Raw genomic sequence first — 23,123 nt, 5'->3', positions numbered from 1 at the left:
AGTCTAATAGCTATTTTTAAAAAGCATGAATCTGCTTGTATAGGCATAGTAATGTGTACAGGAGGTTATGCGTATGAATGCACTGAATCACTGGAAGATAAAGCCCTTTGTTAATGAATTGACAAGTATTGTTTTAGCACAGCTTGTTGATAAAAAAGTTGAAAAAGACAAATGGAAAAAAGCCATCAACCAATGGGGATTATCAATGATTTTTGTTGTACTAGCGACCTTCGTCTACCTTTACTATTATAAACTTCCAACAGCCTCGAGATTTTCAAATCCATTAACGTTGTTATTCTCTGATGAGATGGTATGGATCTGTACAGGTTTTATTATTTTTTCGAGCTTTTATATGATCTGGATGAAAAAGAAATACAAAAAAGCTGACGATGATTTTGAAGCGATCAGAAAAGATTTTATCGATCGTAACGAAGAATGGTGGAGTGATGAGGAACAATGGAACCAGAGGCATGTCGTTTTTGAGTTTATGAAACAAGAATACAACATCAATATTCTTCACAAATAAAGAGAATTACTGACAAGGGCAACCAAAAAACAAACAAGAATTTCGATCGTGGCGCTGACCTTGAATAACGACTGTCATTTCACAAAAATGATCGATTCTTCCGAAAGCGAGCGTTTCGTGTTTTTCTGTACAATACACTTCGATCGGAAGGCCGAGTCGCATACTATAAGACAGCTCCGGGTCTGTCACGAGAGATTTATTCTTCAATTTAGTTAATGTCATGATGTTTTTCCTCTCCTCTTATTTTGGTTAATCATGTAAATTAATCATACGTGAAATTTACATTTTTTTCAACAGATCTTTTTTAATATTCAAAAAATTAGCAGCGGATTGTTCTGCATAGGACGCATAAATGAAAATATGATATGATCATTTAAATTCATATCAGGGGGGCACAATGATTTTCTTTTATTTATTCACCTTAGCTGGCATATCACTTTTACTATATATGTATATTGAAGCGCATCGAAATCGTGTCATATATGATTCAATCAGGATTTCAAAACTACCTAAGTCTTTCGAAAATTATAAGATCTTTTTTATTTCTGATGTTCATAAGCGGATAGTGTCAGAAAAGATTATTAAGAAGTCAGGAGAAGCAGATCTTGTGGTGATCGGTGGAGACCTTGTTGAAAAAGGAGTTTCCATGAAGAAGGTAGAAGATAATATTAAGCGCCTATCAACGATGGGACCTGTATTTTTTGTATGGGGAAACAATGATTATGATGTGGATACGAAACAGTTAAGTTCCACGATTGAAAATGAAGGCGCAACAATCTTGGACAATACAACCTTTTCTATAAAAAGAAATGATGAAATCATTGATTTAGTTGGAGTGAATGATACATCATTAGGATTTGCCTCTTTAGAGGATGCTCTTAAAGAAAGCCGATCTTCTTGCAGAATATTAATCAGTCACAATCCTGATATCTCCAAACGGATCAGCAGTGAAGATAACATACAGCTTGTCTTAACGGGGCACACTCATGGAGGACAGATACGAATCGGACCGCTTGGTATAGCGAAAAGAGGCGGATGGTATGATGAGTTAACACATACGCTATTGGTAAGTAACGGCTATGGAGCAACACATCTACCTTTACGGTTAGGAGCCCCTAGTCAAACACATTTGATAACCTTAGTACGGTAAAAAGTTTACATTACAACGTTTTATTCGATATACTCTTCTTAACCTATTTATTGGAGGAAGAACGGATGCCTAGTGAAGGGAAGTATAACATTAAAGCGGTTTCGAAGATGCTCGGCATTCAAGCAGGAACTTTAAGAGCTTGGGAAAGACGCTATTCAATCGTAAAGCCGAACAGAAACGAGGCTGGCCATCGACTATACACCGACGAGCAAGTATACATACTAAAATGGCTAGTGAATAAAGTTAATCAAGGTTTTACGATCAGTCAAGCGGTTGACGTTGCCCAAAATGGGGAACTTTATAAAGAAGCAGCTCCTTTTACAATTGAAAATACAGATCGTGCAGCTGAAATGGGTAATTTGATATTAGAAGCTCTTTTATCTTTTCAGGAGAAAAAAGCTAACGACCTTTTGAGCCAAGCTTTCAGTATGTATAATTTGGAAAAAGTCATTATTGATATTTTGGGTACATTATTAGTACGCGTAGGACACCTTTGGGAAGAACAGAAAATTACTATTGCGCACGAACATTTTACTTCATCCTTTTTACGTAGTAAGATTGGACAACTTATTCAATGGCTTCCCTCAGATCCATATTTACCAAGGGTTATTGCTGCTTGCGGTTTAGATGAAGAGCATGAGCTAGGGTTACTAATGTTTACATTGTTCTTAAGAAGAAAAGGATTTGAAGTTATATACTTAGGACATGGAATACCGAAAAGAGACTTTGAGGTTGTGTTAAAAGAAGTAGAACCTAAGATGGTATTTTTCTCATGTACGATCGCTGAGAATTCTAAGAAAACCTTGGAATGGGCAAACAGCTTGAAAAAAGAATTTCCGAATACCGCCATTGGTGTCGGAGGTGCAGCGATCAATCATATCTCTTCAGAAACGCAAAAGAAGTATGAATCATTCTTAATCGGCAATACGAAGTTAGAATGGGACGACTGGATTGCTCAGAAGCTGAAAAATTAGCTTAGGTTTTATATTTTCTTGGATGTTTATCACCAACTTTTTGCAAACTCATATATTGATGTTAAGACATAATAGCGCCGATCGTAAGGGGGACCAGAGATGCGGGTAGAACGGTTAACCTATAACAAAATAAAAATCTTCCTAACTTTTGATGATCTGAATGAACGTGGTATTTCTAAGGAAGAAATATGGCAGGATATTCCTAAAGTTCATCAGCTTTTTCGTGATATGATGACTGAAGCTGATGATGAAGTAGGATTTAAAGCTGATGGTCCTATTGCGGTTGAAGTTTTTTCACTTCCAGCTCAAGGTATGGTCGTAATCGTTACAAAAGGAATAAACGAGTACGAACTTGAAGAAGAATATGATGAAGATTATATAGAGATGCAAGTCACGTTAGATGAAAACGATGAGATCTTTTATGAGTTTTCGTCTTTCGAAGACGTTATATTACTTGCGAAACGCCTTCACTCTCTAGAGATAAAAGGTGGTACTCTGTATTCATTTAATAATCACTTCTACTTAAAGTTTGAAGAAGATGAGGTCCAACCATTAGACCTTGATCTATTCATAGCTCTTCTTGCTGAGTTCGGAAGCTCTTCAACGATTACAAGCTATCGAGTCATTGAGTATGGAAAAGAGCTAATGAAATCCGATGCAATAAGCGAACTTTATCGGTATTTTAAGTAAGTGCAAAGAGAGGGGCGCAAATTTTTTGCGTCCTTATTTATTTGGAAAAGATTCTTTTCTAAAGCGATTTTTTAGGGATTGTTTCTTTTAAATTCTTCTCTCCCTTGAAAGTTGATTATAGTGCAAGGTGGCAGACTTCTGTGGGACAGGCGCGCAGTTTGAAAAGTGGAAGTGGGTCGTTCAGCCCCGACAGCAAAAGGTGAATGAGCAAGGAAGGCGCACTTTGCCTTCTAGATCATTTAGCTTTTGACCTCGAGGGGCTAGCCACTGTAACTAGAAAGGTGAGACACTTAAAGTGAAACTTACCAATGTGGCTCACCGCCTGCCCACGGAAAGCAAGCACCTGGAACGAAAAATCAAATACTATTACAGTGCAACACGATATAAATAAAAGAATGAACATAAACGAAAATGTCATGTATATATCATTGTGAATTTAGAGACAAAACATGTTATGATTATTAATATTTTTTACAACCTGAACCGATATGACGGCAGGGAATATAATATATACATAAACTTTTGGGCTAGGAGTGACCATTAAGATGAAAATAGCAGTATTATATGGCGGTGTTTCTGCAGAAAGAGAAGTATCCTTATCAACAGGAAAGCAGATCATCTCTGCGCTTGAAAGCAAAGGTCATGAAGTAACAGGAATTGACTTTCACCCTTCACGACTTAAAGAATTGTTAGAACTTGAAGCTGACGTTGTTTTTCTAGGACTTCATGGAAAATATGGAGAAGATGGAAGGTTACAAGGTCTTTTAGATATGATGGGAGTTCCTTACGTAGGTTCAGGGGCACTAGCATCAGGCATTGCTATGGATAAGGCGAAATCTAAACAGTTCTTCAAAGATACTGGCATTAATATCGCAAAAGAAAAAGTACTCTATCGAAAATCATATGATGAAAAGCAGTTAGAACTTTCTTTCGATTTTCCTGCTGTGGTAAAACCGAATAGAGAAGGATCAACAATCGGTCTGACTATCGCACAAAATCATGATGAACTTTTAAAAGGAATCGCTGAAGCCTTTTTGCATGATGATACGATTCTCGTTGAACAATTCGTAAGCGGGAAAGAGGTTACCGTAGCAGTTATGGGGGAACATAACAACTATAAGGCACTTCCTGTTGTTGAGATCGAACCTAAGAATGCTTTTTATGACTATGAGTCTAAGTACGCAGAAGGTGGTAGTATCCACTATGTTCCTGCAAGACTTGACGAGAATACAACAGCTAAACTAAAAGAACAAGCAGTTCGTGCACATGAAGTCTTAGGCTGTGAAGTGTATTCACGTGTTGATTTTATCGTACCGCATGACGGTTCAGAACCTGTCATCTTGGAAGTAAATACTTTACCAGGCATGACGCCGACCAGCCTGTTTCCAGATGCAGCAAAAGAGATCGGGATGGATTATCCAACAATGATTGAAAAATTAATCGAGCTATCTTTAAAAAAGTAATTAAGAACAATCATGTTAATCTCCACCTTCGTTACGGGGTGGAGATTACATAATAAAAGCAGTGGACATGCCACATAGGTATATTGGCAGAAAATTAGCTATTTTCTCAACAGTCCGTGACTTAAGAAAGCGTTTACTTTTTAGGTGAAAATCACTAATTTTCTCTTCTCTTTGCTTATACAAAGGTGTATACTGACGATGAAGCTTGACTAAACTCTAGAGGTGACGAATATGGGAGGTAAACAAATGACAGCCCAAAATAACACAGACCAAAAATCCGACAATCATCATGAAAATGACAATGTACTCCAATCCACGCAATCCGTAATCGCGGATGCGCTCGATAAATTAGGATACTCTTCCGAAGTTTATGAGTTATTAAAAGAACCGATTCGTATGTTGACCGTTCGAATTCCGGTTAAGATGGATGATGGCAGTACAAAGATTTTTACAGGATATCGTGCCCAGCATAATGATGCTGTTGGTCCAACCAAGGGCGGCGTTCGTTTTCATCCGAATGTATCAGAAACAGAAGTAAAAGCGCTATCAATCTGGATGAGCTTAAAAGCAGGTATTGTTGATCTGCCGTACGGTGGAGGAAAAGGCGGAATCATTTGTGATCCGCGTACAATGTCATTTAGAGAACTTGAAAGATTAAGCCGAGGCTACGTAAGAGCGATCAGTCAGTTAGTAGGACCGACAAAAGATATTCCGGCTCCAGACGTATTTACAAACTCGCAAATCATGGCTTGGATGATGGATGAGTACAGCAGAATCAGAGAGTTCGATTCTCCTGGATTTATTACAGGGAAACCACTTGTACTTGGTGGGTCCCATGGCCGTGAAACAGCAACTGCTAAAGGTGTTACAATCTGTATCCGTGAAGCGGCAGTGAAAAAAGGTATCCAGCTTGAAGGTGCTCGTGTAGTCGTACAAGGATTCGGTAACGCGGGAAGCTTCCTTGCTAAATTCATGCATGATGCTGGTGCAAAAGTTATCGCGATCTCGGATGCGTACGGTGGTCTATATGATCCAGAAGGGTTAGATATTGATTATCTACTTGAACGCCGTGATAGCTTTGGTACCGTTACAAAGCTCTTCAAAGATACGATAACAAATCAAGAACTGTTAGAGCTTGATTGTGATATTTTAGTACCTGCAGCGATTGAAAACCAAATCACTGAAAAGAATGCAAACCAGATCAAAGCTTCGATTGTTGTTGAAGCAGCGAATGGGCCAACTACACTTGAAGCGACAAGAATCTTATCTGAAAGAGGAATTCTTTTAGTACCGGACGTTTTAGCAAGTGCAGGTGGGGTAACCGTTTCTTATTTTGAATGGGTACAGAACAACCAAGGTTATTACTGGACCGAAGAAGAAGTAGAAGAGAAGCTTGAACGAGTGATGGTAAAATCGTTCGAGACCGTTTATACAACAGCTATGAACAGAAAAGTGAACATGAGATTAGCCGCTTATATGGTTGGTGTTCGTAAGATGGCTGAAGCATCACGTTTCAGAGGCTGGATTTAAATTTTTGCAAACTCATAACAAATCTCCTATCATATGATGATAGGAGATTTTTTTTGGCATGCTATGTAAGAATAACAGTGTTTTTTGGAGTGATGAAAAAGTGAATATAGACGTTTGTATTATTGGTGGAGGGCCTTGCGGATTGGCTGCAGCTCTTGCACTACAGAACAAAGGGATCTCGTATTGTGTGATCGAAAAGGGAAACGTAGTCAACACCATCTATCAATATCCAACACATCAAACATTTTTTAGCTCGAGTGAAAAACTTGAGATCGGCAACTTTCCTTTCGTTCATGAACAACGAAAGCCAAAAAGAATTCACGCACTTACGTACTATCGTGAAGTGGTCAAAAGGAATAATCTTCATATTCGAACATTCGAAAAGGCTAAATCCGTTACAAAACAAAGTGATGGAACGTTTAAGATTGAAACAATCAACCGGAAAGACGAAAAAATTTGTTATGATGCCAAATTTGTCATTATCGCAACTGGGTATTATGATAACCCCAATCAACTGAACATTGAGGGAGAAAACCTTCCGCATGTTCATCATTATTTTAATGAAGGTCATCCTTATTATGACCTTGATGTAGCGGTGATCGGTGGAAAGAATTCAGCGATCGACGCCGCGTTAGAACTTCAAAAAGCAGGTGCACGTCCACACGTCTTCTATAGAGGCAGCACATATTCACCTAGCATCAAACCATGGGTACTCCCAGAATTTGAAGCATGTGTTAAAGCAGGAAGTATTCAGATGACGTTTGATTCTTGCGTAAACAAGATAACAGACGACGGCATATATGTGACTCAAGGGGAGGATGGATCAGAAACATATCATCCGTTTCATGCAGTGTTTGCTATGATCGGTTATCACCCTGATCATTCGTTTCTATCTAAGATGGGTGTAGACATCGATACAGAAACTGGACGTCCTTCTTTTTCAGAAGAAACGATGGAAACAAACGTTGATGGATTATTTATCGCAGGAGTCATTGCTGCTGGTAACAATGCAAATGAGATATTTATTGAGAATGGAAGGTTTCACGGTGAAGTCATAGCTGAAACGATAGAGAAAAGAAATAAAAACCGATAACGATTTTAAGTTATCGGTTTTTTTCGTGAATCTGTAATTAGGTGAAAGAATAAAGCCAGCTAATATTGTCTTTTTTTGTCGACTCGTCGATATATGTGTTGAACTCGTCAAATTAAAGGATAAACTGATCAAATTATCACAAACATTTCTTAAATTATCTTGATAATTTTCAAATCACATAACCGATTTCCCATGTCTACAAACTAAGTCTTTATCCTTCATATACATTCATGCAATTAATTGAAGAAAATATCCGTTATTGCAGAAAAAGTCGTTGCAACTGTTCGGGGTCACTCGTATTTTCTAAGGCGATCATAAGTTTTAATCGTGCTTTTTGTCCGTTTAGTCCGTTCGAGAAAATGGCACCAATCTCTTTTAAGTGCTTTCCTCCACCTTCATAGGAGTAGATGTCTTGAGCGATTCCGTTAAAACATCTAGATACGAGTACAACAGGGATGCCGTTTGAAATGAGTTCTTTTATAGCAGGTACGGTTGCTGGAGGCAAGTTGCCCTGACCTAATGCTTCGATTACGACCCCATCTGCTGTGTTCGTTGCAGCTTTGATCAAATTACCGTCCATGCCTGCATATGCTTTAAGTAAAACGACGTTCTTAGAAAAGTTCTTCACATGAAAGAAGCTTGAACGAATAGGTGTGTGATGGAAAAGTACTCCTCGTTTTGTAACGATACCGATTGGTCCATATTGAGGACTTTGAAATGTCGCGATGTTGCTCGTGTGCGTTTTCGTTACATTTTTAGCAGCGTGGATCTCATCGTTAAATACAACAAGAATGCCCTTGCCTAATGATTGTTCTTCACACGCGACTCGTACAGATGAGATGAGATTGTATGGTCCATCTGAACCGTGCTCGTTACTTGATCGCATGGCACCAGTAACAATCACGGGGATGGATGTTTGCAGTACAAGATCTAATACATAGGCTGTTTCTTCAAGTGTGTCTGTTCCGTGAGTGATGACGACTCCATCGAACTTTTCGGAATTCGTTTGTGTCGTAATGAATTGCGCTAACTCCAGCATATGGGTAGGAGTAATATGAGGAGATGGGAGATTCACATAATTTTTCACCGATATTTCTGCTATGTCAGACAGTTCTCTGAGGGTTGCCTCGAGTGGATGTGTCTCTTTCGTATTTACGCCGCCTGTGGATTTGTTTTCTTCCATAGCGATCGTGCCGCCAGTATGAATTAATAATATCTTTTTCAAGATGACCGCCCTCCTTATTCTTCGTGTTCGCTATTCCACTTCTTAAAATATCATGTTACGATATAAAAAAACAGTAGAAAAGAGGCAGGACATGCTAGCTGTAATTTCTGCAGCGGTGGCTCCGGCTATTGCTCTATTATCCTTTTTTTACCTAAAAGATAAATATGAGACCGAACCATTATCATTGGTGGTCAAAGTATATATATTTGGCGTTCTTCTTGTCTTTCCGATCATGGTTATCCAGTTTGGAATTACCGAAGAGATGAACGTTCCTTCCTTTGTTGAAGCTTTTTTTGTCAGTGGCACATTAGAAGAGTTCTTTAAATGGTTCTTGGTGTTCTATGGAGCATATCTACATGAAGAGTTCAACGAACCCTATGATGGAATCGTGTATGCAACCGCACTTTCTTTAGGATTTGCTTCTTTAGAAAACATCTTTTATCTCTATACGTTCGGGATTGAAGAAGCATTAGTTCGTGCGCTTCTGCCTGTAAGTGGTCATGCTTTGTTTGGAGTGATTATGGGCTTCTATTTAGGAAAAGGTAAATTCTCGACAGGTAGAAAGAAGAAGATCTATCTTACTCTTTCACTCCTTTTACCAATTGTACTGCATGGTACGTTTAATTTTTTATTATTATCGAGCACGAAATATATTTTCTTTTATATGTTCCCTTTTATGATCTTCTTATGGTGGTTTGCACTTCGGAAGGTAAGAATTGCTAATACGGCATTAACTCCATATTCAAATCCTGATGCGAAGACCGGAATTTAACCGGTCTTCTTTTATTTCACTATCAGAAAGTATAACTTGTTAGCACGATGTTATTCGACGTGGCAACAAGTTAAGGTAGATAGTATAAGCGCGACTAAGGCAGACCTGAAGAGCTTGGCGCAAGCCAAGTTTTCTTTATTGTGAACCATGAGTCTTTGAAAGCTGAATAAAAAAAAACAGATTACAAATGATATCTGTATAACACGAAAATGGAGATTAAATTACAGGAGGCTTACTTTCTCATGAAAAGAAATTCAGCTTACATAAAGGGAGTATTTTTTGCGATCGCCCTTTGTTTTGGGCTTTTAGCTGGATTTGGTCAGAACAATGCACAAGCATTTTCAAACCAAGTCGTTCAAGTGGGAGCTACGGGTGAAGATGTAGTTGAACTTCAGTCGAGGCTTCAATATCTAGGTTTTTACACGGGGAACATCGATGGTGTTTTTGGATGGAGAACATATTGGGCATTACGAAACTTCCAATATGAGTTTGGTCTACCGATTGATGGATTAGCAGGTGGAACAACAAAGAACAAGTTAGCAAAAGCTTCTAAGTACGATAAAGCTTGGGTAAATAAGCAGATCGATACTGGCAAGAAGTTCTCTTATTATGGCGGTGAGAAGAAAAGCGCAAAGAGTGGAGCGGCTAAAGGCGGCACTGCAAAAAGTGGCACGCCAAAAGCTGGTACTGCAAAAGGAGCAGCAAAACCTAAAGCAAAGCCTGCTCAAGTTAAACCGGCAAAGAACATTCCTAATGGTTATTCGCAGAACGATGTTAATTTGATGGCTAATGCTGTATATGGTGAAGCTCGTGGTGAGCCTTATATCGGTCAAGTCGCGGTAGCAGCAGTAATCATCAACCGCGTGAATAGTGCTTCATTTCCTAACACCGTTTCTGGTGTGATCTTCGAACCAGGAGCATTTACAGCAGTTGCTGATGGTCAGATCTATCTGACACCAAATGCACAAGCGAAAAAAGCGGTAATGGATGCATTAAACGGTTGGGATCCAACAGGTGAGGCTGAATATTATTTTAACCCTGATACAGCTACATCAGGCTGGATATGGACTCGTCCTCAAATCAAAAAAATCGGAAAGCACATTTTCTGTAACTAATAAGGGGTGAACTGATATGATACGCACAATCCTAATTGTACTGTTGTTCGTTGCTGTAGCAGGAACAGGCTATTGGGGGTACTCGGAACATCAAGAAAAGAATGCAGTACTTCTTCAAGCAGAAAACAACTATCAACGCGCTTTTCATGATTTGAACTTCCATATGGATTCCCTTCATGACAAGATCGGCGAAACGATCGCTATGAATACACGTAATCAACTATCTCCCGCGTTGGCTCAAGTTTGGAGATTAACATCAGAGGCTCATAATGATGTAGGTCAACTGCCTTTAGCGCTATTACCATTTAATAAAACGGAAGAATTTTTAACAAAAATGGGTGAATTCAGTTATCGAGCAGCAGTACGTGATCTAGATAAGAATCCGCTCAGTGATAAAGAATATAATACGTTAAAAGAATTGTATGCAAACTCAACTGAGATTCAAAACGAGTTAAGAAAAACAGAATCACTCGCACAGAAGAACAACTTGCGTTGGATGGATGTCGAGATGGCACTAGCAACAAACAAACAGCCAGAAGACAACACGATCATCGATGGATTCAAGACGGTTGATAAGTCAGTAGAAGGGTATTCAGACGTTGACTTTGGAACTGAAGTATCCAATATGGAGAAAATGAAAGACCGTGATCTTAGCCAGTTAAAAGGTAAAAAGATTACAAAAGAAGAAGCAAAGAAGATTGCGATCGACTTCTTCCAATTAAAGAAAAACGTGAAGATCACGGTCGAAAGCACAGGTAAAGATGCTAAATATGACGCTTATTCATTAACGTTATATAACCCTGATACAAAGGGTACAACTTACATGGATCTTACGAAAAAAGGTGGATATCCACTGTATGTCCTCTACGATCGTAACGTTGGAAAACCGAAAATCTCACTGAATGAAGCGATGCTTCAAGCTGATGACTTCTTAAAGAAGCACATGGAAAGCAAAATGGAGATGGTAACGAGTGATCAATACGATAATATCGGTGTGTTCACTTATGCTCGACTCGACAACGGTGTAAGAATCTATCCTGAGACGGTATCTGTTAAAGTAGCCTTAGATAACGGAGACATCATGGGTTATGAAGGCACAGACTTCTTACTTGCACATGTGGATGATAGAACGCCTACGTTCAAGATCTCAGAACAAGAAGCAAGAACAAATCTTAATCCTAAGTTCCAAGTAAAAGAAACAAGCAAAGCGTTGATTCGAAACGATATTAACGAAGAAGTGTATTGCTACGAATTCTTAGGAATTCTAGGTAATGATACATTCCGCGTATTTATTAACGCAGAGAACGGAAACGAAGAAGAAGTAAGAAAGCTTAAAGAAGCAGAGCCATCTTACAACGATATCTAAAAGTAATCTTTTCTAAGAAGTCTTTCTCACTTTTTTGATTATTAATTTGGTTCTTCTACCCTCTGCCTTGCAAGTTGGTTGTAGCGTAAGGTTGCCGACTCCTACGGGACGGGCGGTCAGGTGGAGACTCCTAAAGGCGCGTAGCGGCAGGAGGCTCACCGTTCGCCCCGTGGAAAGCGAGCGACCTGGAGCGGAAACCAACTACTATCAAGGAGCTACTATATATTAGAATGGTTATTAAAAGAATAAGAAAAAGCAAAATTTCGCAACTTGAAATTTTGCTTTTTCTTTTATTTCGAAACTGTCATAATAAGGTAGAAAGATTAGAAAGCAATGTATGGGGGAAGTTTGATGATTAAAGTGGGTGAACCGCTATATTTGGAACCGTTGTTTTCCGACAAAAAAGATAAATATCGTTGCAAAGTGTTTGATGTGAAAGACGATCATCTTTATATTGATTATCCCAGTAACGAGAAAACAAATCGCACAGAATACTTTTTTGATGGAACACAGTTTAAAGCCTCTTTTGTAGATAAAGAGAGGAACGTTTATACGTTTCGAACAGAACTTCTAGGTAGAAAAATCGAAAATATACCAGTATTGATGATTACTTCTCCAAAAGAAGAAGAGATACATAAGATTCAGCGAAGAGAATATGTAAGGGTAGAGACGATGATAGATACGTCTGTTGTTAACCAAGAGGATGCTTATCCACCATTTAACTCTGTTATTCTTGATCTGAGTGCAGGAGGGATGCTTCTATCTCTCCCAGTCGTGCATTCCGTCAAGAACGAGGATCGATTGAACTGTTTAGTCGTTTTTCCTATGCAATCTGGAGAAAAATTATATCTGGAGTTAGATTGTACAGTATTAAGAGTATTCAATGGCGGAGCAGGTGGACGTCAGAAAGCATCCCTTCAATTTGAGAAGATTACACAACAGAATCGTCAACATATTATCCGATTCTGCTTCGAACAGCAGCTCCTTAAGAAGAAAAAAGAGAGCATGACTCTATAGAAGTGTATAGAGTGTTTCTTTTTGGGAAAAATACTTCCGAAAAGAAGGTGAAGTACTGATGAAACGATTTGAACGAATATTGATCCAGCTTGCAGTAGTTCATTTTATTTTACTAGTTGCTGCACAATTTTTGCTTGAGATTCCTTCCTTTAAATTATATACCAACAAGAGCATCTATTACGAAGGAGTCCTCAAGAACGAACAACAGCCCACTTTGGAAACCATAGACCGTTAAACATCATGTATGGTAATATACATATAGATTAAGTCTGATAAATTCAGATTTACACACTGAAAAAAGCAGGGGATACTCACCTGCTTTTTATTGCTATGTATGCATAGTCATAGGTATGGGGTAGGAGGAAACATGAAAAAATTATTATCAATCGCCATTGATGGTCCGGCTGGAGCAGGAAAAAGCACGGTAGCCAAGCAAGTAGCTGAACGTCTTTCTTTCATTTACATTGACACGGGTGCCATGTATAGGGCATTAACGTATAAAGCTCTTCTTAAGGGAGCAGATCTTAATGATGGACGAGAACTAGAAATCGTTTTGAACGATACAGATATTAAATTAGTGATCACCAATGGTGGACAAGCTGTTCTTCTTGACGGAAAAGACGTATCCGAAGAGATCAGAACGAGTGAAGTAACGAATAATGTATCTTTCGTAGCAAGACAGCAAGAAGTGCGTACCGAGATGGTAAAAAGACAGCAACTCTTAGCTGAATCTGGCGGAGTGGTCATGGATGGCCGTGATATCGGAACACATGTCATGCCGAACGCAGAACTGAAAATTTTCTTGATCGCTTCTGTAGAAGAACGAGCTCGCAGACGTTATGAAGAAAACATAACAAAAGGGTTTGAAGCGGATTTCGAACTTTTAAAAAGTGAGATTGCACTTAGAGACAAACGCGACAGTGAGAGAGAAGTAGCTCCACTCAGAAAAGCAGAAGATGCTATCGAACTGGACACAACAAGTATGACGATCGAAGAGGTAGTTTCAAGCATTCTTCATTATGCAAAAGAAAGGGCTTTGTAAAATGATGCTTTATTCTTTCGGAAAATGGCTTTGTGGGACATACTTCAAAGGAACATATAAGCCAGAAATCGTTGGAGCAGAAAACATGCCAAAATCAGGTGGCGTACTTCTATGTTCCAATCATATCCACAACTACGATCCACCTCTTGTTGGGGTCGCTTCTCCACGAGACGTACATTTTATGGCGAAAGCCGAGCTCTTTTCCGTACCTGTCTTAAAACATATCCTACCGAAGATCAACGCATTCCCTGTAAAACGTGGGATGAGTGACAAAACGGCATTAAAAACGGGAATGAATCTTTTGAAAGCGGGAAAAGTTGTAGGATTGTTTCCGGAAGGTACTCGCTCAAAAACGGGAGAGATCGGAGAAGGTCTAGCAGGAGCAGGCTTCTTTGCCCTTAAATCTGATGCACATATCGTTCCATGTGCAATCGTTGGAGAATACCAAAAAGGAAAAAAACTGAAAGTCGTATTTGGCAAACCGATCGACTTTACACATTTTCGGGAGCAAAAAGCTTCCGCAAAAGAAGCGACAGAGCTTATAATGAAACATATAGCTCAGTTAAAAAAAGAGCATGAATAAATTACTTACTTATCTTTAAAGATGAACTTTGAGTTGTTTTGTAAACTTCTTTGAATATTGATTGAAGTGCAAGGTGCGAGACTCCTAGGGGATCAGTGGGCCAGGTGAGACTCTTAACAGCACATAGCGCTAAGAGGCTCAACGCACACCCCCAGGAAAGCGAGCAACCTGAAACGGAAATCAATTACATTCAAAGGTCTACATCTTTCAAAAACAACTCATTCATGATCGATGTTAATGTTCTTTCATACCGAAAGTTCAATAAATTACTTTTCTAATTTTTGAGGAGGTCACGAACATGACAGACGAAATGAGCACAAGTTTAACAAATGCTTCTATGGCTGAAAAAGGTGAAATCATTAAAGGTACTGTACTAAAAGTGGAAGACAAGCACGCGTTAGTGGATATCAGCGCTAAGCAAGACGCTTTTTTACCGATTAATGAAGTTTCAAGTCTTTTCATTGAAAAGGTAAGTGACGTGTTGAATGAAGGCGATCAGATCACGGTTAAAGTACTTTCTCATACAGAGGACAAGCTTCTTGTTTCAAAGAAAGCCGTGGACACTGAAAAATCATGGAGCGAACTAGAAGAAAAGTTCGATTCTAAAGAAACGTTTGAAGTCGTAGTTCACGATGTAGTAAAAGGTGGACTAGTGGTAGACCTTGGTGTTCGAGCGTTCATTCCAGCTTCTATGGTCGAATCACATTTCGTGGAAGATTTTTCGGATTACAAAGGAAAATCACTTTCTGTGAAAATCGTAGAGCTAGATGCAGAGAAAGGTCGCGTTATCCTATCCCACCGTGCAGTAACAGAAGAAGCAGCGGTAGCTAAGAAACAAGAGATCTTAGATCGTTTAGCACCGGGCGAGATCATTGAAGGTAAAGTACAGCGTTTAACAGACTTTGGTGCTTTTGTAGATATCGGTGGTGTGGATGGATTAGTCCATGTTTCTCAGCTTTCACATAATCGTGTGGATAATCCTTCAGAGGTTCTTAGTGAAGGTCAGACAGTAAAAGTAAAAGTTTTATCTGTTGATCGCGATAATGACAGAATTTCCTTGTCGATCAAAGAAACACAACCAGGACCTTGGGAAGAAGCGAGTGCTTCCATTCAAGCTGGAAGTGTTATTGAAGGTACGGTGAAGCGCATCGTAACGTTCGGTGCATTTGTAGAAGTTGCACCAGGCATCGAAGGCTTAGTTCACATTTCTGAGTTAGCGAACCGCCATATCGGAAATCCGAGTGAGGTTATAAAAGAAGGTCAGCAAGTTTCTGTAAAAGTTCTTGAAGTGAACAGTCAAGATAAGCGTATGAGCTTGAGCATGAAAGCTGTTCAAGATGAAAAGGAAAAAGCGAACCTGAAAGAGAACCTTCCTAAAGAAGAAAAAGGCTTCTCATTAGCTGATATGATTGGTGATCAACTAAAAGGTTATAAATAATATTCGACTTATTTACAGCTCTTGATGATTTCATCGAGAGCTGTTTTTTCTTGCGGTTAGAAGAGGTCCTAATGTGGCAATAATGCTATCGAGGTGACTAAAGATGAACGATGGCATACTTTTTTATTGGTTCATGTGGATGGGCTGGATTGTTTCAACCTTTCTTATGAAAAAAGGACAATTCAGAAATCAATGTGTTTTTATGATGCTCTTAGGAATTATTTTGTCTGGTGTCAACATTCAACTTTCAATAGGTATCATGAATGCTGCATCTGTGTTCTTCTTATTGATAGGTTTCATTCACGTGATTCAGAATAGTCATCAGCTCTTTTTTTTCGTTACTAGCAGTTTTATAATGGCAACCGCTTATGTGTCGATCGAATTATTTGCTCTATACGATCCCGCGAAACTGTTTGTGCAAAAGGAGATCATGATCCTTGTATTCCTGACTACTTTAGCGATTACGCTAGCAAGAAATAAAAAAGATCTCTTCAGTTTGATCGCCATCGGTCTTTTTATTGGCGATGTGGCTTATCAGCTCATCATTCTTAGACTCGTTGGCCGAATGGAGATCGGATCTTTATATGTGATGGATTTGTTGGCGTCAACTTCTATGATGCTCTTATTTATGGTAGTATTGGTAGATATGTTCAAAAAAATAAGACGAACAACTTTAAAAAGGGTTACTTCAGCAAAACAGATTTAGTAGAGAATCAGTTGTCTAAACCATAAGTAATTTGCTAAAATAAGTGGACTTGTCTAATTACAAGAAAATGATAGAACATATAAAAAAAGAAAATTTGATGATTGACTTGATCAGGAAAAAAGGGAAGTGTCTGCATGACGAAACCAGTTTTAGCCATAGTAGGGAGACCGAACGTAGGAAAATCTACTATTTTCAACAGAATTGCCGGAGATCGTATCTCGATCGTAGAAGATATGCCGGGTGTAACGCGTGACCGTATCTATAGCTCTGCTGAGTGGTTGAACACAGAATTTAACTTAATTGACACGGGTGGTATCGAGATCAGTGATGCACCATTTATGAGTCAGATGAAAGAACAAGCAGAACTTGCGATTGAAGAAGCGGATGTTATCCTTTTCCTCGTAGATGGAATGAACGGGATTACAGCTGCTGATGAAGAAGTAGCAAAGATGCTGTTCCGATCAAAAAAACCCGTCGTTTTAGGTGTAAACAAGATCGATAATCCGGAACGTAAAGAGTTGTTATATGAGTTCTACAGTTTAGGAATGGGAGAGCCGATCGGTGTATCAGGTACACATGGTATCGGGCTTGGAGATCTTTTAGATCAAGTAGTAAGCCATTTCCCTGAAACTGTAGCTGAGGAAAAAGAAGACGATACGATCTACTTCTCTTTGATCGGACGACCGAACGTAGGGAAATCTTCTCTTGTGAATGCTATCTTAGGTAAAGAACGAGTTATTGTGAGTAATATTGCAGGAACAACAAGAGATGCGATCGATTCTAGTTTTGAGCGTGAAGATCAGAAGTACGTGATCATCGATACGGCTGGTATGAGAAAGCGCGGAAAAGTCTATGAGACGACTGAGAAATATAGTGTTATGCGTGCGATGAAAGCGATCGAACGTTCTGACGTTGTCCTTATGGTCATCGACGCTGAAGAAGGGATCATCGAACAAGATAAGAAAGTCGCTGGATTTGCACATGAAGCAGGTAAAGCAGTAGTCATCGTAGTAAATAAATGGGATGCTGTTGAAAAAGACGATAAGACGATGCAAAAGTTCGAACAAAAGATTCGTGATCATTTCTTATATCTTTCTTATGCGCCGATCGTTTTCGTATCTGCATTAACGAAGCAGCGTCTTCATCAGTTGTATCCAGTTATCAATCAAGTGGCTGAGAACCATTCACTCCGCGTTCAAACGAACATCTTAAATGAAGTGATCATGGATGCTGTTGCGATGAACCCGGCACCAATGGATAACGGAAAGAGACTGAAGATCAACTATGCGACGCAAGTGGCTTCAAAACCACCAACGTTTGTAATCTTTGTTAATGATCCTGAACTTTTCCACTTCTCTTATAAACGTTTCCTGGAGAACCGTATTCGTGAAACGTTCGGATTTGTTGGGACGCCGATTAAAATTTTTGCTAGAAAGAAAAATGACTAATCTTCTATGATGACGATTGTACTCTTCGTTATTTCTTACTTGATTGGAAGTATTAGTTTCAGTTATTTGCTGACTAAAGTATTGAGAAATGAAGACATAAGAAATCATGGAAGTGGTAACGCCGGTGCTACGAATACGCTAAGAGTGTTAGGGAAAAAACCGGCGATCGCCGTTTTGCTCTTAGACTGCTTTAAAGGGATCTTGGTGGTTTCGGTTGCTTTATGGATCACAGGTTCTTCCTTCATCGCAGTTCTGTGCGGTCTGATCGCCGTACTCGGTCACAACTATCCCGTCTTTTATGGATTTAAAGGCGGGAAAGGCGTGGCTACAGCGATCGGTGTATTTGCTGCTAGTGCATTCTTACCGTCACTAATTGCTGGTGTAATCGCGATCATAACCATTTGGGTATCCAGATTTGTTTCATTAGGTTCTATTGTTTTTTTAATTCTTACTCCGTTTTTCATGTTGTACCAATTTAATCTGTCACTAGAAGCAGTATTAGCAAGCTTTGTTCTTTCATTCGTTTCAATTTGGAAGCATCGTGGAAATATAGCAAGGATCTGGAGTGGGAATGAACGTAAAATTTAATAGTGGAGTGTGACATGTATGGATAAAGTTGCTGTTTTAGGTGCTGGAAGTTGGGGTACTGCTCTTGCCATCGTTTTGGCTGACAACGGTCATCACGTTTCCCTGTGGGGTCGCAGAGAGGATCAGGTCAGCGAGATCAACAACCATCATACAAATGAGAAATATTTGCCAGGCGTTGAACTCCCTGAAAACATACAAGCAACAACTCAGTTGAGCGAATGTGTGAAAGAAGCTGACACCATTGTACTCGTCACGCCAACAAAAGCGATGAGAGAAGTACTCGGACAAGTAAAGAACGAATTGAACGCTCCTGTTACAATCGTTCATGCTTCTAAAGGCATCGAACCTGGTACATATAAACGTATTTCTGAAATCATAGAAGAAGAGCTTCCAGCTTCGGTTTTAGATTCTGTGGTTGTGCTCTCTGGACCAAGTCATGCGGAAGAAGTTTCTTTAAGACAGCCCACAACCGTTACGGTTTCTTCTGTAAATATGGAAGCTGCTGAAAACGTACAAGATCTTTTTATTAACCAAAACTTCCGTGTCTACACGAATCCTGATGTTGTCGGAGTTGAACTCGGTGGTGCCTTGAAGAACATCATCGCGCTAGGCGCTGGACTTTCTGATGGACTAGGTTATGGAGATAATGCGAAGGCAGCTTTAATCACGAGAGGTCTCGCTGAGATCGCTCGACTTGGTACACATATGGGCGCGAACCCACTAACTTTCTCTGGTCTAACAGGAATTGGGGATCTGATCGTAACGTGTACGAGTGTTCATAGCCGTAACTGGCGAGCTGGTAACATGCTTGGAAAAGGAATGAAGTTAGAAGATGTTCTTGAGAATATGGGCATGGTCGTCGAAGGGGTCAGAACGACTCAAGCTGCGTACGAATTGAGTAAACGTGAAGAAGTGGAGATGCCGATCACACAAGTGTTATATGATGTATTGTTCAATGGCAAGGGTGCAAAACAAGCGGTTGACGATCTGATGCAGCGTTCTCGTACACATGAAGTGGAAGATGTATCTTCTTTAAAAAGTTAGTGAAACACACAAAGTCGATAGGCGAATGTCTAAAAAAAATTAGGTAATCGCCTTTTTTTCTTTCACGCTTCCATTCCACCTGCATACGATAAGGTGAAAAGGAAGTGGGAGGAGGACTTCAGGTGGAACGTGAACAACACTTTTTTGATAAGATCGAGAAGAAAACAAGTGTAAAAAAGGATGATATTTTTAAACTTGCTCAATCCGTAAGCGGGTCAAATCTTCGTGACGAGCGCACGATTCGTATGCTGATTTCCCAAGTATCTTCTATGGCGGGAGTAGCAGTTTCCAAACAAAAAGAAGATCAGATCGTTCAAGCTGTTCTTAACAATAACATCCCTCTTGACTTAGCAACATTATCTAAGATGTTTGAAGGTAAGTAGGCTCAATTTTATAATTGTATAAAGCGGATAAAGCACCTAAATCATGGAAGTGTCTCTTCGGTACAGGAAGTATTTAGTCGAACACCCGGTCATACCCGGGTGTTTTTTTGTTTGTTTTCAATGTTTCTTTCTTCTTAAAAAAGTTTATACTCATGCAAAATTCCAACTTCCGAAAAAGTAAAAGAAATACCAAGAATTATGCTATAATGTACGCTGTGGACAAGGAGGATACATATGAGTGAAGGTTTGTTAAAAATGTGGGTGGCACTATCAGCCATCGGTTTAATGTTTGTTGCTGTTTTCTCTATCATGTTTAGTCGAGCGAAATTATCTGGTATTTTTCAGACGATCGTTTCACTGTTCGCCTGGATCTGCATGATCGTTGCAGGAATTCTAATCGTTATCGTCGTGTTCAGCGGACCAGTGCAAGGTTAAAGGAGGAACTCTATATGTCTAAAAAATGGTGGATTCCTTTATGTTTACTATTATTTACGCTTTCAGGATGTTTGTATCCGGAAGAAAGAAAAACACAGAATCGAGTTCCTTATCAAGACCAGATTACTGCGGTTCAAGAAGCCGTTGAGAGTTTTCAAAAAGATACGGGTGTTCTGCCGATTAAAACAAAAGAGGCAGATACAGATATCTATCAAAAATACTTGATCGACTTTAATAAACTAGTTCCAAAATATATGCAAGAACCTCCCGGCAATGCTTTTGAAAAGGGTGGAACCTTTCAATACGTACTGATCGATGTAGAGACAAAGCCGACTGTAAGGCTTGCAGACCTGGTTTTAACGGACAAGGTTCAGGATATACAGGTTGCTTTAAATATCTATATGGCAGAAAACGACTACCCGCCATTTAAAAAGATAGAAGCACAAGGCAGGCATACCCTTGATTTTAAAAAGTTAGGTTTTAAAGAAGATCCGTACGTCACAAGTCCTTTTACAGGCAAGAAATTGCCATTGATGGTCAATGGTGATGCTAAGATTTTTATAGATTATAGAAAAGATCTAAATGCAGCGATCACAAGCTACCAGGATGAATTGGATAAACACGAAGACATACGTCACTTATTAGCCGTTCATTCGTTTTTTGTGCCTGTCTATTCCGTTCCTTATACAGTTGAAAATAATAAACCTATTTTTTTAATAAAATAGGCATGAACTCTCCCTTTTTCTAATACATTCATAGAAAAGGCGGAGAGATTTTTTTTGGAAATCCTTTTAACGAAACAAGCTTTATAGTTTCATCGGTAGGCACTCTTGTGCGCCCTCCCGTTTTTATGGAACTATACAACCGAGAAAAGCGAGGATCCAATAAAAATTTCCGTTCCTTTGTCATAATCAATAGGACAAAATCATACGATGTATTGTCCAAGACTAGCATCCGGAACTTTATTTGGATCGGGAGGGAAATGAATGGAGAAAATCGATATTTTCAAAGATATCGCCGAACGGACAGGCGGAGATATCTACTTGGGTGTAGTAGGAGCAGTTAGAACAGGGAAGTCCACATTTATTAAGAAGTTTATGGAGCTTGTGGTGCTGCCGAACATTGATAATGAAGCAGAACGCCAACGTGCTCAAGATGAATTACCGCAGAGTGCAGCTGGACGCACCATTATGACCACTGAGCCCAAATTTGTTCCAAACAATGCGGTGAAGATCAATGTAGGTGATGGGCTAGATGTTAACATACGTCTCGTTGATTCAGTCGGTTATGCGGTTCCGAGTGCAAAAGGGTACGAAGATGAAAACGGCCCACGAATGATTCATACGCCATGGTATGATGAGCCGATTCCGTTTCATGAAGCAGCTGAGATCGGTACTCGTAAAGTTATTCAAGAGCACTCCACACTTGGTGTAGTCGTAACAACGGATGGCACGATCGGTGAGATTCCAAGATACGATTATGTGGAATCTGAAGAACGAGTGGTTGAAGAGCTGAAAGAAGTTGGAAAGCCGTTTATCATGCTGATCAACTCCACGCAGCCGCACCATCCAGATACGCAAAAACTTCGCAACGAGCTTTGTGAAAAATATGATATTCCTGTACTCGCGATGAGTGTTGAAGCGATGACGGAGCATGATATTAACAATGTGTTAAGAGAAGCGTTATACGAGTTTCCGGTGCTTGAGGTCAATGTTAACCTTCCTAGCTGGGTGATGGTCCTTCGTGAGAACCATTGGCTGCGTGAAAGCTATGAAGAAGCAGTAAGAGAGACGGTTCAAGATATTAAACGTCTTCGTGATGTTGATAAAGTCGTTGGATTCTTCGCTGATTATGATTTTATTGATGATGCAAGACTCGCAGGAATTGAAATGGGGCAAGGGATTGCTGAGATTGATTTGTTCGCACCAGATTACCTGTACGACCAGATCCTAAAAGAAGTGGTGGGCGTAGAGATTCGAGGAAAAGACCATTTGCTTCAGCTGATGCAAGAATTTGCTTACGCTAAGACGGAATATGATCAAGTGGCAGACGCTCTTCGCATGGTGAAACAAACAGGCTATGGAATCGCAGCACCAGCCATTACCGATATGAGCCTCGATGAGCCGGAGATCATCCGTCAAGGATCTCGATTCGGTGTACGACTGAAGGCAATCGCACCTTCCATTCATATGATCAAAGTAGATGTAGAATCAGAGTTTGCTCCGATTATCGGCACCGAAAAACAAAGTGAAGAGATGCTAAGATACTTGATGCAAGACTTTGAAGAAGATCCGCTATCAATCTGGAATTCTGATATCTTTGGAAGATCGCTTAACTCGATCGTACGAGAAGGTATCCAAGGAAAGATATCACTGATGCCAGAGAATGCAAGATATAAATTAAAAGAGACATTAGAACGTATTATAAATGAAGGTTCAGGCGGTTTGATTGCCATTATTTTATAACTTATGGACTCCTATAACCAGGAGTCTTTTTTTTGTTTTTCTAGAACAAATGACCTGTGTTACGAGAGTG

25 protein-coding genes are annotated in these 23,123 nt (G+C 39.6%); 23 read left to right on the top strand and 2 right to left on the bottom strand.

Going from position 1 to position 23,123, the window contains the following annotated elements; all coding sequences use genetic code 11:
• Positions 1-73: 73 nt before the first annotated feature.
• Positions 74-526 (top strand): DUF2663 family protein, encoded by a 453-nt coding sequence (locus tag ABE65_RS13260; RefSeq protein ID WP_066395755.1) that lies wholly within the window; start codon positions 74-76, stop codon positions 524-526.
• Positions 527-532: 6 nt separating this feature from the next.
• Here ABE65_RS13260 and ABE65_RS13255 read toward each other — a convergent pair whose 3' ends face one another.
• Positions 533-748, bottom strand: a complete 216-nt coding sequence (locus ABE65_RS13255) for a hypothetical protein (RefSeq protein ID WP_066395753.1) — start codon at positions 746-748, stop codon at positions 533-535.
• A 175-nt stretch (positions 749-923) separates the two neighbouring features.
• Here ABE65_RS13255 and ABE65_RS13250 point away from each other — a divergent pair, with 175 nt between their 5' ends.
• The 6 genes from ABE65_RS13250 (at position 924) to ABE65_RS13225 (ending at position 7,426) form a co-directional block, all read left to right on the top strand.
• On the top strand, positions 924-1,676 hold the full coding sequence (locus tag ABE65_RS13250) for a metallophosphoesterase (protein WP_066395747.1): 753 nt from the start codon (positions 924-926) through the stop codon (positions 1,674-1,676).
• Between the two features lie 65 nt (positions 1,677-1,741).
• A complete protein-coding gene (locus ABE65_RS13245; RefSeq protein WP_066395745.1) occupies positions 1,742-2,650 on the top strand; it encodes a MerR family transcriptional regulator in 909 nt (302 codons plus the stop codon).
• A 99-nt stretch (positions 2,651-2,749) separates the two neighbouring features.
• Positions 2,750-3,340 carry a genetic competence negative regulator gene (locus ABE65_RS13240; protein WP_066395742.1) on the top strand — a complete coding sequence of 197 codons (591 nt, stop codon included), beginning with the start codon at positions 2,750-2,752 and terminating at the stop codon, positions 3,338-3,340.
• 545 nt (positions 3,341-3,885) lie between these two features.
• Positions 3,886-4,803, top strand: coding sequence for a D-alanine--D-alanine ligase family protein (locus tag ABE65_RS13235; RefSeq protein ID WP_066395740.1), 918 nt, complete (start codon positions 3,886-3,888; stop codon positions 4,801-4,803).
• A gap of 246 nt (positions 4,804-5,049) precedes the next feature.
• On the top strand, positions 5,050-6,333 hold the full coding sequence (locus ABE65_RS13230) for a Glu/Leu/Phe/Val family dehydrogenase (protein ID WP_066395738.1): 1,284 nt from the start codon (positions 5,050-5,052) through the stop codon (positions 6,331-6,333).
• Positions 6,334-6,391: 58 nt separating this feature from the next.
• The gene (locus tag ABE65_RS13225) at positions 6,392-7,426 is read left to right on the top strand and encodes a YpdA family putative bacillithiol disulfide reductase (protein ID WP_066395736.1); all 1,035 of its coding nucleotides are present in this window, start codon (positions 6,392-6,394) and stop codon (positions 7,424-7,426) included.
• Between the two features lie 256 nt (positions 7,427-7,682).
• Here ABE65_RS13225 and ABE65_RS13220 read toward each other — a convergent pair whose 3' ends face one another.
• A complete protein-coding gene (locus ABE65_RS13220) occupies positions 7,683-8,651 on the bottom strand; it encodes an asparaginase (RefSeq protein WP_066395733.1) in 969 nt (322 codons plus the stop codon).
• A gap of 91 nt (positions 8,652-8,742) precedes the next feature.
• Here ABE65_RS13220 and prsW point away from each other — a divergent pair, with 91 nt between their 5' ends.
• The 16 genes from prsW to spoIVA all read left to right on the top strand — a co-directional run bounded on the left by prsW (position 8,743) and on the right by spoIVA (position 23,053).
• Positions 8,743-9,423 (top strand): glutamic-type intramembrane protease PrsW, encoded by a 681-nt coding sequence (prsW, locus tag ABE65_RS13215; RefSeq protein WP_066395731.1) that lies wholly within the window; start codon positions 8,743-8,745, stop codon positions 9,421-9,423.
• 242 nt (positions 9,424-9,665) lie between these two features.
• A complete protein-coding gene (gene sleB, locus ABE65_RS13210) occupies positions 9,666-10,538 on the top strand; it encodes a spore cortex-lytic enzyme (RefSeq protein ID WP_066395729.1) in 873 nt (290 codons plus the stop codon).
• Between the two features lie 16 nt (positions 10,539-10,554).
• Complete coding sequence (gene ypeB / locus ABE65_RS13205) at positions 10,555-11,904, top strand: germination protein YpeB (RefSeq protein WP_066395727.1); 1,350 nt, start codon at positions 10,555-10,557, stop codon at positions 11,902-11,904.
• Positions 11,905-12,255: 351 nt separating this feature from the next.
• Positions 12,256-12,921, top strand: coding sequence for a flagellar brake protein (locus ABE65_RS13200; RefSeq protein WP_066395725.1), 666 nt, complete (start codon positions 12,256-12,258; stop codon positions 12,919-12,921).
• 58 nt (positions 12,922-12,979) lie between these two features.
• Positions 12,980-13,156 carry a DUF5359 family protein gene (locus ABE65_RS22070; RefSeq protein WP_194270807.1) on the top strand — a complete coding sequence of 59 codons (177 nt, stop codon included), beginning with the start codon at positions 12,980-12,982 and terminating at the stop codon, positions 13,154-13,156.
• 132 nt (positions 13,157-13,288) lie between these two features.
• Positions 13,289-13,963, top strand: a complete 675-nt coding sequence (cmk, locus tag ABE65_RS13195; RefSeq protein WP_066395722.1) for a (d)CMP kinase — start codon at positions 13,289-13,291, stop codon at positions 13,961-13,963.
• A gap of 1 nt (position 13,964) precedes the next feature.
• Positions 13,965-14,546 carry a lysophospholipid acyltransferase family protein gene (locus ABE65_RS13190; RefSeq protein WP_066400160.1) on the top strand — a complete coding sequence of 194 codons (582 nt, stop codon included), beginning with the start codon at positions 13,965-13,967 and terminating at the stop codon, positions 14,544-14,546.
• A gap of 298 nt (positions 14,547-14,844) precedes the next feature.
• The gene (gene rpsA, locus ABE65_RS13185; RefSeq protein WP_066395721.1) at positions 14,845-15,984 is read left to right on the top strand and encodes a 30S ribosomal protein S1; all 1,140 of its coding nucleotides are present in this window, start codon (positions 14,845-14,847) and stop codon (positions 15,982-15,984) included.
• Positions 15,985-16,087: 103 nt separating this feature from the next.
• The gene (locus tag ABE65_RS13180; protein ID WP_066395720.1) at positions 16,088-16,690 is read left to right on the top strand and encodes a YphA family membrane protein; all 603 of its coding nucleotides are present in this window, start codon (positions 16,088-16,090) and stop codon (positions 16,688-16,690) included.
• 134 nt (positions 16,691-16,824) lie between these two features.
• Positions 16,825-18,138 (top strand): ribosome biogenesis GTPase Der, encoded by a 1,314-nt coding sequence (der, locus tag ABE65_RS13175; RefSeq protein WP_066395717.1) that lies wholly within the window; start codon positions 16,825-16,827, stop codon positions 18,136-18,138.
• A 6-nt stretch (positions 18,139-18,144) separates the two neighbouring features.
• A complete protein-coding gene (plsY, locus tag ABE65_RS13170; RefSeq protein ID WP_066395710.1) occupies positions 18,145-18,726 on the top strand; it encodes a glycerol-3-phosphate 1-O-acyltransferase PlsY in 582 nt (193 codons plus the stop codon).
• 18 nt (positions 18,727-18,744) lie between these two features.
• The gene (locus tag ABE65_RS13165) at positions 18,745-19,770 is read left to right on the top strand and encodes an NAD(P)H-dependent glycerol-3-phosphate dehydrogenase (RefSeq protein WP_066395707.1); all 1,026 of its coding nucleotides are present in this window, start codon (positions 18,745-18,747) and stop codon (positions 19,768-19,770) included.
• 122 nt (positions 19,771-19,892) lie between these two features.
• A complete protein-coding gene (locus ABE65_RS13160; protein ID WP_066395705.1) occupies positions 19,893-20,153 on the top strand; it encodes a stage VI sporulation protein F in 261 nt (86 codons plus the stop codon).
• 234 nt (positions 20,154-20,387) lie between these two features.
• Positions 20,388-20,588, top strand: a complete 201-nt coding sequence (locus tag ABE65_RS13155; RefSeq protein WP_066395702.1) for a DUF2768 domain-containing protein — start codon at positions 20,388-20,390, stop codon at positions 20,586-20,588.
• 14 nt (positions 20,589-20,602) lie between these two features.
• Positions 20,603-21,313: a hypothetical protein gene (locus ABE65_RS13150; RefSeq protein WP_066395699.1), complete on the top strand. Its 711-nt coding sequence runs from the start codon at positions 20,603-20,605 to the stop codon at positions 21,311-21,313.
• 261 nt (positions 21,314-21,574) lie between these two features.
• The gene (gene spoIVA / locus ABE65_RS13145) at positions 21,575-23,053 is read left to right on the top strand and encodes a stage IV sporulation protein A (RefSeq protein ID WP_066395695.1); all 1,479 of its coding nucleotides are present in this window, start codon (positions 21,575-21,577) and stop codon (positions 23,051-23,053) included.
• Positions 23,054-23,123: the final 70 nt, after the last annotated feature.

It is taken from the genome of Fictibacillus phosphorivorans, from assembly GCF_001629705.1.
Lineage (GTDB): Bacteria > Bacillota > Bacilli > Bacillales > Fictibacillaceae > Fictibacillus > Fictibacillus phosphorivorans_A.
Note: the sequence above shows the minus strand (reverse complement) of the source record. Positions and strands in the feature narration are given on the sequence as shown.